The sequence below is a fragment of the Bacillus sp. FSL R5-0431 genome, from assembly GCF_038002985.1.
Lineage (GTDB): Bacteria > Bacillota > Bacilli > Bacillales > Bacillaceae > Bacillus.
Genome location: NZ_JBBOOG010000001.1, coordinates 3,489,674 through 3,503,551, shown reverse-complemented (window position 1 = coordinate 3,503,551; position 13,878 = coordinate 3,489,674). Strand labels below are relative to the sequence as shown.

Genomic DNA, 13,878 nt, shown 5'->3' with positions numbered 1-13,878 from the left:
TTGTTTACGAAATAGGGTTTGTTCCATACAATCGCATTAATGTAAACGAATTCATTCGAGGAGGAAAAACATGAAATACTTGATTGGTATCATCGGTTTGCTGGTGATTCTCGCCATTGCATGGCTGGCTAGTAACGGGAAAAAACGAGTAAAATTCCGTCCAGTATTTGTCATGATTGTACTGCAATTTATTTTAGGTTATATTCTGCTCAATACAGGTGTTGGAAACTTCCTAGTCGGCGGCTTTGCAAAAGGATTCCAAATGCTTCTAGGCTATGCCGGCGAAGGAATCAACTTCGTATTTGGCGGGTTAATGAATGATAATGCGTCAACTTTCTTCATCAACGTCTTACTGCCGATCGTCTTTATTTCGGCATTGATCGGTATTTTGCAGCATTGGCGTATCCTTCCGCTTATCGTACGCGGAATCGGTTATTTGCTTAGCAAAGTAAACGGTATGGGGAAACTAGAATCTTACAACGCAGTAGCGTCTGCGATTTTAGGACAATCAGAAGTGTTTATTTCTATTAAGAAGCAGCTTGGATTGTTACCTCAGCAGCGTCTTTATACATTATGTGCATCTGCGATGTCGACAGTATCGATGTCTATTGTCGGTGCGTACATGCAAATGATTAAACCAGAGTACGTGGTCACAGCACTTGTGCTGAACCTATTTGGTGGATTTATTATCGCGTCTATTATCAATCCATATGAAGTAGCTAAGGACGAAGACATGCTCGAAGTCGTTGAAGAAGAAAAGCAATCCTTCTTTGAAATGCTTGGCGAATATATTATGGATGGTTTCAAAGTAGCGATTGTTGTCGCTGCGATGTTGATTGGATTCGTTGCATTAATTGCGATGATTAATGGAATCTTTACAGCTGTCATCGGTGTTTCTTTCCAAGATGTACTTGGATATGTGTTTGCTCCATTTGCTTTCCTTATCGGTGTACCTTGGAGCGAAGCCGTACAAGCAGGAAGCATTATGGCAACGAAAATGGTATCTAACGAATTTGTGGCAATGCTTGCTCTAAATGGAGATAGTTTGCATTTCAGTGCTCGTACAGAAGCGATCATTTCTGTATTCCTTGTGTCATTTGCGAACTTCTCTTCTATCGGTATCATTGCTGGAGCAGTCAAAGGCTTAAACGAAAAACAAGGGAACGTTGTCGCACGCTTTGGATTAAAGCTGTTATTCGGTGCAACACTTGTCAGCTTCTTAACAGCAGGCGTTGTCGGTTTGATTTACTAATTTAAAAAAAGGAATGGTGAAAACAATGAGAATGGTAGATATCATTGCGAAAAAACGTGACGGAAAAGAATTATCTTCAGAGGAAATTTCTTTCTTTGTCAAAGAATATACGGACGGAACAATTCCTGACTACCAAGCAAGTGCCTTGGCTATGGCAATTTTCTTCCAAGATATGACGGATCAAGAACGTGCAGACTTAACGCTCGCTATGGCGAACTCAGGAGACACGATTGACCTGTCTGCCATTGAGGGCATTAAAGTAGACAAGCACTCAACAGGCGGTGTAGGTGATACAACAACGCTTGTACTCGCTCCTCTTGTGGCTGCACTGGATGTACCTGTTGCGAAAATGTCTGGCCGCGGCCTTGGACATACAGGCGGTACAGTGGACAAGCTTGAAGCGGTAAAAGGCTTCCACGTAGAAATTACAAAAGACGAATTCATCGAGCTCGTGAACCGTCATAAAGTAGCGGTCATTGGGCAATCAGGCAACCTGACACCAGCGGATAAAAAGCTTTATGCCCTTCGTGATGTGACAGGTACCGTTAACTCGATTCCGCTCATTGCAAGCTCTATTATGAGTAAGAAGATTGCTGCTGGTGCAGATGCAATCGTACTAGATGTGAAAACAGGCGCAGGTGCTTTCATGAAAACCCCTGAGGATTCTGAGAAACTTGCAAAAGCAATGGTTCGCATCGGAAACAACGTAGGCAGACAAACGATGGCTGTCATCTCTGATATGTCTCAGCCGCTAGGATTAGCGATTGGAAATTCCCTTGAGGTGAAAGAAGCGATTGATACACTCCGAGGCGAAGGTCCTGAAGACTTAAACGAGCTTGTGCTCACATTAGGAAGTCAAATGGTTGTTCTTGCGAAAAAAGCAGAGACACTTGATGAAGCAAGAGAAAAGCTAATTGAAGTCATGAAAAACGGCAAAGCACTTGAGAAATTCAAGGAATTCTTAGAAAATCAAGGTGGAGACGGCTCGATTGTGGATCAGCCGGAAAAACTGCCGCAAGCCCCTTACCAAATCGACGTTCCTGCAAAGGAATCAGGTGTGGTTGCTGAAATCGTCGCAGACGAAATCGGTGTTGCAGCGATGATTCTTGGAGCAGGACGTGCAACAAAAGAGGACGAGATCGACCTATCTGTCGGCATCATGCTGAACAAAAAAGTCGGCGATCGTGTTGAAAAAGGAGATTCACTCGTGACACTTCATGCAAATCGTGAAGATGTTGCGAATGTCATGGAAAAAATTTATGACAACATCCGCATCGCAGATCATGCTGATGCACCAACTCTCATTCACACTGTGATCACAGAATAAAGGAAAAAGGACAAAAGTGCTTCGTCGCTTTTGTCCTTTTTTTGTTCATTTCTTTTTCTATTGAGATAAAAAATTTCACTTTATGAAACAAACCTCTTGCAATCATCAAATAATGGGTGTATATTAGTTGACGAGTCAATGATTGATATATCAACTAATTGATCTGAATAGAAAAGAGGGGATGGCATTGACTGCATTTTGCTCTGAAGAAGCAGAGGTATTATACCGTTTGCAGTGCGTGAACCGTATGATGGGTGTGAAGTTCGAAGCATGCACGGGCATCAGCCAATCAAGACTAGAGTTGCTATCACTGTTATTCCAAGCCGACGAAATCAGCCAGTCAGATTTGCAGAAAAAAGTAAATATTGACAGTGCGGCTGTGACGCGTCACTTAAAACAGTTAGAAACAAAAGGAATGGTTACGCGCAGAAGAAAGCCAGAAGATAATCGAGTCACACTTGTTCGTCTGACAGAAGAAGGCAGAACGAGAATCGAAGCTTCTAAAAAAGAAAAAGAACGATTTATCTCAGAAATGCTTGAAAACGTAAGTGACGAAGAACGAAAGCTTCTCACTGATGTGCTCATGCGAATACAACAAAACATCGAAAAGATTCAAACAACCTAAAGGAGTGTTTCAACATGGCTACAACATTAAAAACAAACGATTTTATGGAAATTATGAAAGGGCGCCGCTCCATTCGTAACTATGACCCAGCTGTGAAAATCAGCAAAGAAGAAATGGCAGAGATTTTAGAAGAAGCAACAACGGCACCATCATCAGTGAATGCACAGCCTTGGCGCTTTATGGTCATTGACAGCCCAGAAGGAAAAGAAAAGCTTGCACCACTTGCAAAATTCAACCAAACTCAAGTGTCAACATCAGCAGCTGTCATTGCAGTATTTGCAGATATGAAAAGCAATGAATACTTAGATGAAATTTATTCAAAAGCAGTAGAGCATGGCTACATGCCGCAAGAAGTGAAAGAAAGACAAATTGCTGCACTAACTGCACACTTTGAGGTTCTTCCAGAGCAAGTGAATCGCGAAACAATCTTAATTGACGGTGGAATTGTGTCTATGCAGCTTATGCTTGCAGCACGTGCACACGGCTATGATACAAATCCAATTGGCGGATTTGATAAAGAAGTCATCGCTGAAACATTTGGCTGGGATAAAGAACGTTATGTACCAGTGATGCTGTTATCAATTGGGAAAGCTGCTGACGAAGGTTATGCATCTTACCGCTTACCGATTGAACGCATTACAGAGTGGAAATAATATCTTTTCAAAAGGAGACGATCATATGATTATTATTCATGCTGGGATGACGATCCATCCAGAAAAAGAAAACGTATTTCTAGAAGAAATCAACGCATTAATGAAAGCTTCACAAGCGGAAGAAGGCAATGTATCCTACAAGCTGTTCAAGGATACAGAAAAGGAAAATACCTTTTTAATGGTAGAAGTGTGGAAAGATGACGCTGCGGTTCAGAGCCATAATGCAAGTGCACATTTCCAAGCTTTCGTAGCGAAGGCAAAAGAATTCTTAGCCGCTCCACTTGACGTTGTTGCCTTTCAAGGCCAGCAGCTTTCATAGTAAAACAACAAACACCCTAGGCGGTTATCGTCTAGGGTTCTTTTATTTTCGACACCTTGTTCCACCCATTTCATTCCCGTATTGTGCATTTTCCACAAAGTTTCTGAAAATAAAATGTTTTTCGACTTAAGTATATTGGAATATGCTAGAATGAGATATTATTTATTACCAAATTAGGGAGGAACTAATATGAAAAAAGGGAAATGGACGAGCATTGCACTAACGGCTGTCCTCAGTTTAGGCACATTGGCAGCTTTCAGCACCCCTCTATCTGCCCACACCACAGAGAAATCAACATCCTCAGATGGCGGTCATTATTCAGGTATTCCATTTGACGCAAGTGTCGTGAATGAAGACCGTCTCATCAAAGCCTTGAAAAAACAAGGAAAGATCAAAAAGAATGCCAATGAGGCAGAAACCCAAAAAGCATTAAAGAAATATCTAAAGAAAAAAGAAGAATCTGCCATGAAACAAAGTGCAAGCACCTTAACAGAAGAGCCTGGATTTCTGAAAGAATACAAACAAGAGGTACATAACAAATTAGCCAACAAGAAAAAGTTAAAGAAGCATAAAGGAAAAGAAGGGAATCATGTAAAACCGGTCAAAAAGGAAAAGTATAAAGGCGATGTTCGCAATGATAAGGTATTGGTTTTATTAGTAGATTTTAAAGATTATAAGCATAATAGTATTAAAAAAGAAGAGACTGATATGTACTATGACAAGTACAATCAACAGCACTATCAAGATATGCTTTTCGGAAAAAATGGCTACATCGGTCCAGATGGTAAACGCAAAGTATCCATGAAGCAATATTATGAAAAGCAGTCCGGCGGTAGTTACACAATCAGTGGAACAGTTGCAGGATGGTATACAGCTAAGCATGAAGCAGCCTATTACGGTGGAAACGTACCAGACGAATCAGGCAGTGACGGCAAACCGCGTGAATTGGTGAAAGAAGCACTCGAAGCAGCAGCAAAAGACCCGAACATTGATCTCGGTGAATATGATCAATGGGACCGCTATGATATGGATGGAGACGGCGTTTATAACGAACCAGACGGCATCATTGACCATCTGATGGTCGTTCATGCTGGCGTAGGTGAAGAAGCTGGCGGCGGACAACTTGGCTCTAATGCGATTTGGTCGCACCGCTGGTCACTTGGTGATGTATTTGAAATTCCAAACACTGAATCTGAAGTCGGGCAAGGCGGAAAATTAGGTGCGTTAGATTACACTATCGAGCCTGAAGATGGCGCGGCAGGCGTGTTCACACATGAATTCGGACATGACCTTGGTCTTCCTGATGAGTACGATACACAGTACACAGGCGGAGGCGAGCCTGTTTCATACTGGTCGATCATGTCAAGCGGAAGCTGGGCAGGTAAAGTCCCTGGAACGGAACCAACAGGCTTTAGTCCATATGCGAAAGAAATGCTTCAAAACTTGCATGGCGGTAACTGGCTTACTGGACAAACCATTGATGGTAAAACATTAAAGAAAAGCAAAACAGTGCTAATTGATGAAGCAGCAACAAAAGGAACGAACCATGATGCGGTTCGAGTGGATTTACCAGATAAAGAGATTGTGGTCACAAAACCTGCTCAAGGACAATATTCGTACTTCAGCGGAACGGGTGACAATTTGAATGCGACCATGACGACAACAGGTATCGATTTGTCGAAGGGGAGCAAAGCAGAGCTTACATTTAAAGCATGGTATGATATCGAAGAAGATTATGATTATGCGTATGTAGAAGTACGTGAAACAGGAACTGATCAGTGGAAGACCATTTCTGGTAACATCACGAATGATCGAAATGAAGCAGGTGCGAACGAAGGCAATGGAATTGACGGAAAATCGGACGGATGGGTAGATGCAGCCTTTGATCTTTCTGCTTATGCAGGGAAGAAAATCGACCTGCAATTCCGCTATACAACCGATGCAGGCTATTCACTGCCAGGCTTATTTGTAGATGATTTAAACATCACAGCAGATGGGACGAAAGTGTGGTCAGATGATGCCGAGGGGACGTCTAAGTTCACCTTTAACGGATTCTCAAAATCTAATGGAAAACAATATGCACCCCAATATTATTTGCTAGAGTGGCGCTCTTATGCTGACGTTGATAAAGGCTTAAAGCATATCAAACGTGGGGCAAGCCTCATGAGCTATAATAACGGTTTGGTCGTGTGGTATGTCGATCAATCCTATAGTGATAACTGGGTAGGAAATCACCCAGGAAACGGTTTCCTTGGGGTAGTAGATGCAGATCAGCAAGTATTGAAATGGAGTGACGGCTCCATTGCTGCCACAGGCTTCCAAGTACATGATGCAGCATTTTCTTTGAATCCAAGTACGAAGCTGAATATTGATTATACAGCGACAACAGGCTTAACGTTGGCAGATCGCTATATTCGCCCGACTCGTACATTTAGTGATAAAAAGAATTATGTGAATCCAAATAACCCAGATGCAGGACGTGATGTACCAACATATGGTCTATCCTTTAAAGTCGTTGGACAAAGTAAGGATCGTTCTGTTGGAAAGGTATTAATTTCTAAAAGTAACTAAAAAGAAGGCCGGATTTTACCATTGAATCCGGCTTTTTGATATGGTAATAAACTGTTTTTGATGAAAAGGACGGCTTTTTGGTCGAATGTCTGTTCTTTTTTATTTTGATATCCGAATGAAACCATTATATAATAGAGACTGGAAGGTTTTTCTTTCATTCATGGTTCTTTTTTAGCTGTTAAAACAAAGGAAAGGATGAGCGTTACCAATGAATTGTGTCACTGCTAAGCAATTAAAGGTGATTAGAGGGACGATGCAGACTTTTTGCAGCCATTTGGAGTATGATGGTCACGGTAAGCTTCATATCAATACCATCATGGCTTTTATTAAAAAGGAATTCGGTGTGAGAAAAATGAAAGACATTCCACAAAGCCGGTTTACTGAAGCGCTTGAATTAATACAAGACTTTGATTTATACACGGATAAAATAGAGATTCGTGATCGTCTATCAGAAAGGAATTAACTAAATTGAATATTTTAGCAATGATATTAGTAGGAATTGTCGCATTAGAACACATTGTCATTATGTTATTAGAAATGTTTTTTATGGAATCAAAGATGGCAAAGAGATCCTTTAAGCTGCCAGAACACTTGCAAAAGGATCCAAATGTAAAAGTGATGTTTGCCAATCAGGGGCTTTATAACGGGTTTTTAGCTGCAGGACTCATTTGGGGGCTCATTCTCGGATCGAATACTGTTGGATATATGATTCAGCTATTTTTCATTCTTTGTGTGATCATCGCTGCGGTATTTGGCGGTGTGACCTCTAATAAATCAATCATCATCAAGCAAGGAGTACCAGCGCTGCTTGCATTAATTGCGCTTATCCTGGCAATTTAACCATAAATAAAGCCGCCCTAGTGAGGGCGGCTTTTATCTTTTTCGAAGACCCATCAGACGAATAATGGATGTCAGACAAAGAGCAACGGCAACAGCCAAAATAATTTTTCCATACATGACCCCTGTTAGGTTCATCAAAAAGACGGCCAATATGATACAGAGCGTGATGATGATCATCACAATCGAATAGGTTTTCATCTCTTTTCCACTCCTTTTAAAGTCCCCTCACATCCGAGAGGTCTATCCATCTTACCTCATATGATATCACTCAATGACAATTTTACATGAAATGCCCTACCAATAGAATGTGACATATTGATTAGATTTGATGTCATGCCATATTTTTTAGAAAATCGGGTATACCATAAAGAGCTGCATTGAAGTTTAATTGCTTGATATTTAATTGTGCAAAATATAAAATAACCATATGATATATCGAAAGGATGATCAAGATGAGTAAGAAAGTGTTATTAGTATCGACAAGCAGTTCGGAAATGAACGGACATCCAACAGGCTTATGGCTAGAAGAATTGGCAGAGCCATTTCATATTTTTAAAGAAAATGAACTAGATGTCCAAATTGTCTCTATTCAAGGAGGCACTGTCCCTATTGATAAAAATTCCATTCCAGAAGGTGTTCCAGCGCAATATGAAGATGTATATGAATTACTTCAAGACACAAAGGCGCTTACAGATGTGAACCCAGCTGATTATGATGGCATCTTCTTTGCGGGAGGACACGGCCCAATGATCGACTTTGCATCTAATCAACTGGTAGCCGATGCAATCTTAGCCATTTCAGACAAAAATGGTGCAGTCGGAGCTGTTTGTCACGGCGTTTCAGCATTCGTTGATGTGAAGGATCAAAATGGCAAATCTTTTATCGAAGGCAAAAAAATCACAGGCTTCACAAACGAAGAAGAGGAAGCTGTTCAGCTGACATCAAAGGTTCCATTTTTATTGGAAACAAAACTTCGTGAGCAAGGGGCAGCGTTTGAAAAAGGAGATGCCTTTGCACCATTCGCTGTAGTTGACGGGCAAATCATTACTGGACAAAACCCAGGTTCCAGCGCAGAAACAGCACGCCTGTTTGTTAAAACCATTTCATAAAATGATCAAAAACCAGTCGTAATATATGCGGCTGGTTTTTTTTGTCATAAAGATGTCCTAAAAAGGACCAAAACAATGAATAGAATAATGGTAAAATATTAACAGGGCAAAAAACCCAATAAAGGAAAAAGGGGATGTTCCTGTGAGAGCATTTTATGTGAAAATCACTGCAGCTTTATTGTCTATTTTACTTGTCACAACAGGTTTATTTTCACCAGCATTAAAAGCAGAAGAAGCACCGAAATCAGATGGGAAATTGTCACCACTGACGGAAAAAGCTATTCAGCAAGTGCAAGAGTCGTTTTTGAAGCAGGATGAAGGAACCGCTATCCAACAGAAGCAACTGAAAAAATCTTTTAAAGTAGATAAGAAAAATGGAATCAGTATCAAACGAAAAGCCGCTAAAGATGGCAAGATGCGTACATCTGCCATTCGCTCCATTGATGGACTAGCAATCAACCAATCTGTTGTCTTATCAGAGGACGACCCAGTTGATTTATGGTTTTTAAGCACATCTTCACCTCAGGCACTCATCAGCCGGATTACCTCTTCAAATCCCGATTATTTCGTTCAATTATTTGTTGTTGATTATGAAACAGGACAAGCGTACCCGACAGACCTGATTCAGCCCGCAGGCAGTCTCCTTGGTTTGACCAACTTACCAGCAGGTGACTACGCATTCGGTATCACAAGCGGTGGAGATTTCGGAGACTCTTACACGTTACAGGTGAATGCAAAAAACCCGCCCAATTTCACAGGGGCTGTATCCCTATCGTCAACCTTACAATACTTTGTAGCTGAGTATGCAAATGGGGATGTATTTGCAAATGGCGCAAAAGTATACAACAAGCAATCGAAGACAGCAGATTATGAATGGGAGCGTGTTTTTTATTTCTCTTATGATGGTAAATACGAACAAAGAACCCACTCAATTTCAAGTGTAAAAGTGAAAAGCATTTCCGCTCCAGTGTCGTACTCAGCGCCTTATGCAAGCTCCTCAGAGGCCATTCTCGTCTACTTAGATGTGGAGACATTGTTTATGTACCATCAATCTTCATATGCAAGCGGTCAATATTACCACGATACCTTTGTAGATACACTTGGCAAGAAAACGCCAAGGTATTTAGATATTGATGATATGACAAATTACGGTGATCATATTTTAGCTGTTGATTTGAAAACAGGAAAGCCAATTGATTTCTTCAGTGTCCTTAATTTTTACTATGCCGCAGGGATCGAGAAGCTGCCAACGATCAAAACATTGAATTAAGAAAGGCGGTTGACATCAAATCACCACATGTGTAGAGTAAAGATAATTAAATGATATAAGTCCACTAGGGGAGTCATGTATGACTGAGACAAGAGGAAATCTTGGACCCTTTGAACCTGATCTAGTTCGTACTAGCGGAGGGAAGTGGAGCTGGACCTTGTCTTATTCATGATTGAATCGATAAGAAGGCCGCTCCATTTGGGGTGGCTTTTTCATTTATTCAACTGAAGAAGAGGAGGCTTTTTTATGACATTTTCAGCGCAATTAAGAAAAGAAACAGAACCATTATTTGAAGCCATTTATCAGCATCCGTTTGTCAGAGGCCTGGCAGCAGGAAAGCTGGAAAAGGAACAGATCATTCATTACGTCAAACAAGATGCAGAATACTTACATGCATTTATTAAAATTTATGCAGCGGCTCTAAGCAGATGTACAGACAAAGAAGATATTGCCTTTTTCCATCAACAGATTGCGTTTGTACTAGATAGTGAGACGCACCCTCATCAAAATCTTTGCCGAGTGGCAGGTGTATCGTATGATGAGCTCCAAGGAGCTTCATTGGCTCCGAGTGCTCATCACTATATTCATCACATGCTGCAAGTCGCCCAGGAAGGCACGCTTGGGGAAATCATTGCTGTCCTGCTTCCATGTCCTTGGACATATTGGGAAATTGGAAAACGAATGCTCTCAGACGTGCAGCCTGACCCGTCACATCCGTTTTATGAGTGGATCACGTTTTATGGAGGGTTAACCGACTCTATTACAGTGGAGCTTTGCAAGCGGCTCGATCAGCTGGCGGAAGGAGCAAGTGAGAAGGAAAAGGAAAAAATGAAACAGCACTTTATCTTAAGCTGTCAGCTTGAGTACAAGTTTTGGGAAATGGCGTTTACGGTGGAAGAGTGGCCAGTTCCATTGCAGGTGCATTCATCATGACATGGAAGATGAAAGAAGTCGTCCTTGCTGTCATTTTATCCGTTGCGTGCGGTGTCATCTATTTAGGATGGTCCACACTTTACTTACCAATTACAGCACTTGTTGGCCCAGCAGGAGGCAACATCATGTTTGGCATTTGGGTGATTGCCAGTCCAATCGTCGCGTATATCATCCAAAAGCCGGGAGCTGCCCTGATTGCAGAAACAGCCGCTGCCGCTGTGGAATTACTGACAGGCAGCCACTTTGGTCTTTCAGCCCTGCTGATTGGTGTATGCCAAGGGCTTGGGGCAGAAATCGCCTTTGCTCTTTTTGGTTATAAACGATATCGCATGTGGACACTGATGCTGTCAGGTGCCTTTGCAGCTGTTGGAGCAATGGCATATAGCCTCGTTGCAAATGGCTTTGGTTATTACACGCCTCAAGTTTTACTCATCACACTGATGACTCAAATCATCAGCGGGATGATACTGGGCGGATGCTTAGCGAAAGTTGTGGTGGACGCTTTATCCAAAACCGGTGTACTGAATCAATATGCCATCATGAAAGAAAAACGAAACAAAGGTGAACAGCATGGATTCATTTCTCGCGTGCAATAATCTCACTGTCCGTTTTTATGAACAGCCTCAGCCTGTTTTGCATCAAATTTCTCTTTCCATTCAAAAAGGAGAAAAGGTGCTTATTTTAGGACCAAGCGGAAGCGGTAAATCCACACTCATTTCAGTTCTGGCTGGGATTATTCCAGAACATATGGAAGCTGACATGCAGGGCGAAGTGATATTGCAAAGACATACAGGCGTCATGTTTCAAGATCCTGATTCCCAGTTTTGTATGCACCGCGTCAATGAAGAAATTGCCTTTAGCTTAGAGAACCGTTCCGTCCCTCGTGAAGAGATGGATGACATCATTCAGCAGCTCATGCAAAAAGTCCAACTCGATGTCGATCCGAATACAGACATTCATACATTATCTGGCGGCATGAAGCAGCGATTGGCACTTGCTTGTTTACTAGCGTTAGAGCCAGATGTGCTGTTCTTTGATGAACCGACCGCACAGCTTGACCCAGCAGGCAGAATGGAGGTTTTCCAGCTGCTACAGCAGCTTGCAGGTGAGCAGCGACAAACCATGATTTTTGTAGAGCATGTGCTAGATGGTGTCATCGAATGGATGGACCGGGTGATTTTATTAGACGATCAAGGCAGCATTTTAGCAGAGGGGCCTCCAAAAGATGTGCTCGCGACATATGAAGAAGAAATGAAAGAGGCAGGGATTTGGCGGCCGAAATTATTTCCCGAGAAATGGTCCGCAATTATTCAAGACCCATTTCATCCAATGAGTCAAACGCTTATGCAAACCTTTGAAGCAAGAAAAGAGCAGCGTAAAAAAGTGCCGTCGACTGAGCGAGAGACCATCATTCGCACAGAAGATCTTCAATTAAGCTATGGAAAAAAAAGGATTATGAGTGACCTTCAGCTGGATATCAAAGCAGGGGATTGGGTGGCGATAATTGGGGAAAATGGAAGCGGGAAAAGCACATGTCTCAAACATTTAGTCCGTTTAGAGCCAACGAAAAAAGGCAGCATTTTCTTAAAAGAGACACCCCTCAAAAAGTGGTCTGACCGACGACTATATGAAAAAGCAGGCTTTGTGTTTCAAAATCCGGAGCTTCAATTCATACAAGACACAGTCTACGATGAAATCGCATTTGGTGGAAGACAGCGAAATTGGCGAGAATCCGTTGTGCAAGAAAAAACAGTTCAGCTATTGGAAGAGTTCGGTTTAGAGAAGCATGCAAAAGCGCATCCTTTCACCTTAAGCTTAGGTCAAAAAAGAAGATTGAGTGTGGCCACAATGCTCCTTTTTGATCAGGATGTACTATTGTTAGACGAACCGACTTTCGGGCAGGATGAAAGAACGGCGAAGGAATTAATGAGGCGTTTGAAAGAGCGTCAATGCCAAGGCACCACCATTTTGATGGTCACACATGATATGGACCTCGTCGATAAGTGTGCCGATCAAGTGCTTCTTTTTCACCAAGGAAAGCATGTGTATGATGGCACGCCTTATGATTTATTTTCAAATCAGGAACTTGTCGATGCTTATCAGCTGAGAGCCCCTTTGCATTATCGCTATGTGGCTGAAAGAAAGGACGTGCTGACGATTGCAAAGTAATCACTCCTTTCTTTCCACTGTGAATCCAGTCATCAAATTACTCGCTCATCTGCTTGCGATGTGTTGTCTCATGGCGATATCTGACCCTAAAACAACCTTCATCATCTGGCTGTTTGCACTTGGTATTGGACTTGTCTTAGGCGGATGGAATATGAAGTATCTTTTCACAAGACTTGTCCCTTATCTGCTCTTTTTTATTCTCGTATTTTGGATGATGGCGGCCTTTGGCAAGGGGGATCATACTGTTTGGAAGTGGGCATGGTTTCATATCACAGAGGAGAGTTTGAAAAATGGCCTTACCATTTCTTTCAGAATGCTTGGCTTTGTGACATTCGGTCTCCTTTTTACGTCCACAACAGATTTGACGGCCTTTATGATGAGCTTAATACATCAATGCCGAATGTCCCCAAAATGGGCATATGGGATGCTTGCCGGCTTCCGGTTTATCCCGTTATTTCAAAGTGAATTAAAGCAAATGAAGGCAGCACATAAAATCAGAGGCTATAAGCAAAAAAACAGCTGGAAAGCCTTTATGCGTTATGCACTTCCTCTTTTTACGCAGGGCGTACGAAAATCAGAGCGCTTAGCGATTGCGATGGAAGCACGAGGTTTCACGGGGGCGAGGGAGCGGACGTATTATCATGTCATCAGCACTTCGTGGATCGACTATATGTATCTTTTGCTCATCGGTATCAGTGTCTTGATGTGCATGTCCTTTTTTTAAAAATACCCACATTCTCTTGATAGAATGTGGGCTTTTTATATGTCTTAGGTCATTTGATTGATATTAGTGCACATTACAGGCTGTAA

Annotated in this window: 15 protein-coding genes and 1 riboswitch; of the genes, 14 read left to right on the top strand and 1 reads right to left on the bottom strand. The window is 41.9% G+C overall.

Annotated elements, in window-relative coordinates:
* The first annotated feature begins 70 nt into the window (after positions 1 to 70).
* The 8 genes from MKZ03_RS18070 (at position 71) to MKZ03_RS18035 (ending at position 7,587) form a co-directional block, all read left to right on the top strand.
* Positions 71 to 1,252, top strand: a complete 1,182-nt coding sequence (locus tag MKZ03_RS18070) for a NupC/NupG family nucleoside CNT transporter (protein WP_282067683.1) — start codon at positions 71 to 73, stop codon at positions 1,250 to 1,252.
* A 25-nt stretch (positions 1,253 to 1,277) separates the two neighbouring features.
* A complete protein-coding gene (locus tag MKZ03_RS18065; RefSeq protein ID WP_066031527.1) occupies positions 1,278 to 2,579 on the top strand; it encodes a pyrimidine-nucleoside phosphorylase in 1,302 nt (433 codons plus the stop codon).
* A 181-nt stretch (positions 2,580 to 2,760) separates the two neighbouring features.
* Positions 2,761 to 3,204 carry a MarR family transcriptional regulator gene (locus MKZ03_RS18060; RefSeq protein WP_045210167.1) on the top strand — a complete coding sequence of 148 codons (444 nt, stop codon included), beginning with the start codon at positions 2,761 to 2,763 and terminating at the stop codon, positions 3,202 to 3,204.
* 14 nt (positions 3,205 to 3,218) lie between these two features.
* Complete coding sequence (locus MKZ03_RS18055) at positions 3,219 to 3,857, top strand: nitroreductase family protein (RefSeq protein ID WP_012011776.1); 639 nt, start codon at positions 3,219 to 3,221, stop codon at positions 3,855 to 3,857.
* Positions 3,858 to 3,882: 25 nt separating this feature from the next.
* On the top strand, positions 3,883 to 4,176 hold the full coding sequence (locus tag MKZ03_RS18050) for a putative quinol monooxygenase (RefSeq protein ID WP_060597613.1): 294 nt from the start codon (positions 3,883 to 3,885) through the stop codon (positions 4,174 to 4,176).
* 189 nt (positions 4,177 to 4,365) lie between these two features.
* Positions 4,366 to 6,747, top strand: coding sequence for an immune inhibitor A domain-containing protein (locus tag MKZ03_RS18045; RefSeq protein WP_307500522.1), 2,382 nt, complete (start codon positions 4,366 to 4,368; stop codon positions 6,745 to 6,747).
* Positions 6,748 to 6,955: 208 nt separating this feature from the next.
* Positions 6,956 to 7,210, top strand: a complete 255-nt coding sequence (locus MKZ03_RS18040; protein ID WP_341032542.1) for an ORF6C domain-containing protein — start codon at positions 6,956 to 6,958, stop codon at positions 7,208 to 7,210.
* A gap of 5 nt (positions 7,211 to 7,215) precedes the next feature.
* A complete protein-coding gene (locus MKZ03_RS18035) occupies positions 7,216 to 7,587 on the top strand; it encodes a DUF1304 domain-containing protein (protein WP_034660494.1) in 372 nt (123 codons plus the stop codon).
* Positions 7,588 to 7,620: 33 nt separating this feature from the next.
* Here MKZ03_RS18035 and MKZ03_RS18030 read toward each other — a convergent pair whose 3' ends face one another.
* Positions 7,621 to 7,785: a hypothetical protein gene (locus MKZ03_RS18030; RefSeq protein WP_003214630.1), complete on the bottom strand. Its 165-nt coding sequence runs from the start codon at positions 7,783 to 7,785 to the stop codon at positions 7,621 to 7,623.
* 254 nt (positions 7,786 to 8,039) lie between these two features.
* Between MKZ03_RS18030 and MKZ03_RS18025 the strand changes: the two genes are divergently transcribed.
* From MKZ03_RS18025 to MKZ03_RS18000, 6 genes are all read left to right on the top strand, one after another.
* Entirely contained in the window at positions 8,040 to 8,696 is a 657-nt protein-coding gene (locus MKZ03_RS18025) for a type 1 glutamine amidotransferase domain-containing protein (RefSeq protein ID WP_034660493.1), read from the top strand.
* Positions 8,697 to 8,838: 142 nt separating this feature from the next.
* Entirely contained in the window at positions 8,839 to 9,966 is a 1,128-nt protein-coding gene (locus MKZ03_RS18020) for a hypothetical protein (RefSeq protein WP_034660491.1), read from the top strand.
* A gap of 56 nt (positions 9,967 to 10,022) precedes the next feature.
* Positions 10,023 to 10,126: riboswitch (TPP riboswitch) on the top strand.
* A gap of 86 nt (positions 10,127 to 10,212) precedes the next feature.
* Positions 10,213 to 10,899 carry a thiaminase II gene (tenA, locus tag MKZ03_RS18015; RefSeq protein WP_034660490.1) on the top strand — a complete coding sequence of 229 codons (687 nt, stop codon included), beginning with the start codon at positions 10,213 to 10,215 and terminating at the stop codon, positions 10,897 to 10,899.
* Positions 10,896 to 11,495: an ECF transporter S component gene (locus tag MKZ03_RS18010; protein WP_034660488.1), complete on the top strand. Its 600-nt coding sequence runs from the start codon at positions 10,896 to 10,898 to the stop codon at positions 11,493 to 11,495. Before tenA ends, MKZ03_RS18010 begins: the two co-directional genes overlap by 4 nt.
* Positions 11,470 to 13,068 (top strand): ABC transporter ATP-binding protein, encoded by a 1,599-nt coding sequence (locus MKZ03_RS18005; protein WP_341032541.1) that lies wholly within the window; start codon positions 11,470 to 11,472, stop codon positions 13,066 to 13,068. Before MKZ03_RS18010 ends, MKZ03_RS18005 begins: the two co-directional genes overlap by 26 nt.
* The gene (locus MKZ03_RS18000) at positions 13,058 to 13,792 is read left to right on the top strand and encodes an energy-coupling factor transporter transmembrane component T family protein (RefSeq protein ID WP_034660485.1); all 735 of its coding nucleotides are present in this window, start codon (positions 13,058 to 13,060) and stop codon (positions 13,790 to 13,792) included. Before MKZ03_RS18005 ends, MKZ03_RS18000 begins: the two co-directional genes overlap by 11 nt.
* The last annotated feature ends 86 nt before the right edge of the window (positions 13,793 to 13,878 follow it).

What these genes read in the sequence shown, in the direction of transcription:
- MKZ03_RS18070 (WP_282067683.1), top strand. Translation starts at nt 71, where the DNA reads ATGAAATACTTGATTGGTATCATCGGTTTGCTGGTGATTCTCGCCATT.
- MKZ03_RS18065 (WP_066031527.1), top strand. Translation starts at nt 1,278, where the DNA reads ATGAGAATGGTAGATATCATTGCGAAAAAACGTGACGGAAAAGAATTA.
- MKZ03_RS18060 (WP_045210167.1), top strand. Translation starts at nt 2,761, where the DNA reads ATGGCATTGACTGCATTTTGCTCTGAAGAAGCAGAGGTATTATACCGT.
- MKZ03_RS18055 (WP_012011776.1), top strand. Translation starts at nt 3,219, where the DNA reads ATGGCTACAACATTAAAAACAAACGATTTTATGGAAATTATGAAAGGG.
- MKZ03_RS18050 (WP_060597613.1), top strand. Translation starts at nt 3,883, where the DNA reads ATGATTATTATTCATGCTGGGATGACGATCCATCCAGAAAAAGAAAAC.
- MKZ03_RS18045 (WP_307500522.1), top strand. Translation starts at nt 4,366, where the DNA reads ATGAAAAAAGGGAAATGGACGAGCATTGCACTAACGGCTGTCCTCAGT.
- MKZ03_RS18040 (WP_341032542.1), top strand. Translation starts at nt 6,956, where the DNA reads ATGAATTGTGTCACTGCTAAGCAATTAAAGGTGATTAGAGGGACGATG.
- MKZ03_RS18030 (WP_003214630.1), bottom strand. Translation starts at nt 7,785, where the DNA reads ATGAAAACCTATTCGATTGTGATGATCATCATCACGCTCTGTATCATA.
- MKZ03_RS18025 (WP_034660493.1), top strand. Translation starts at nt 8,040, where the DNA reads ATGAGTAAGAAAGTGTTATTAGTATCGACAAGCAGTTCGGAAATGAAC.
- tenA (WP_034660490.1), top strand. Translation starts at nt 10,213, where the DNA reads ATGACATTTTCAGCGCAATTAAGAAAAGAAACAGAACCATTATTTGAA.
- MKZ03_RS18010 (WP_034660488.1), top strand. Translation starts at nt 10,896, where the DNA reads ATGACATGGAAGATGAAAGAAGTCGTCCTTGCTGTCATTTTATCCGTT.
- MKZ03_RS18005 (WP_341032541.1), top strand. Translation starts at nt 11,470, where the DNA reads ATGGATTCATTTCTCGCGTGCAATAATCTCACTGTCCGTTTTTATGAA.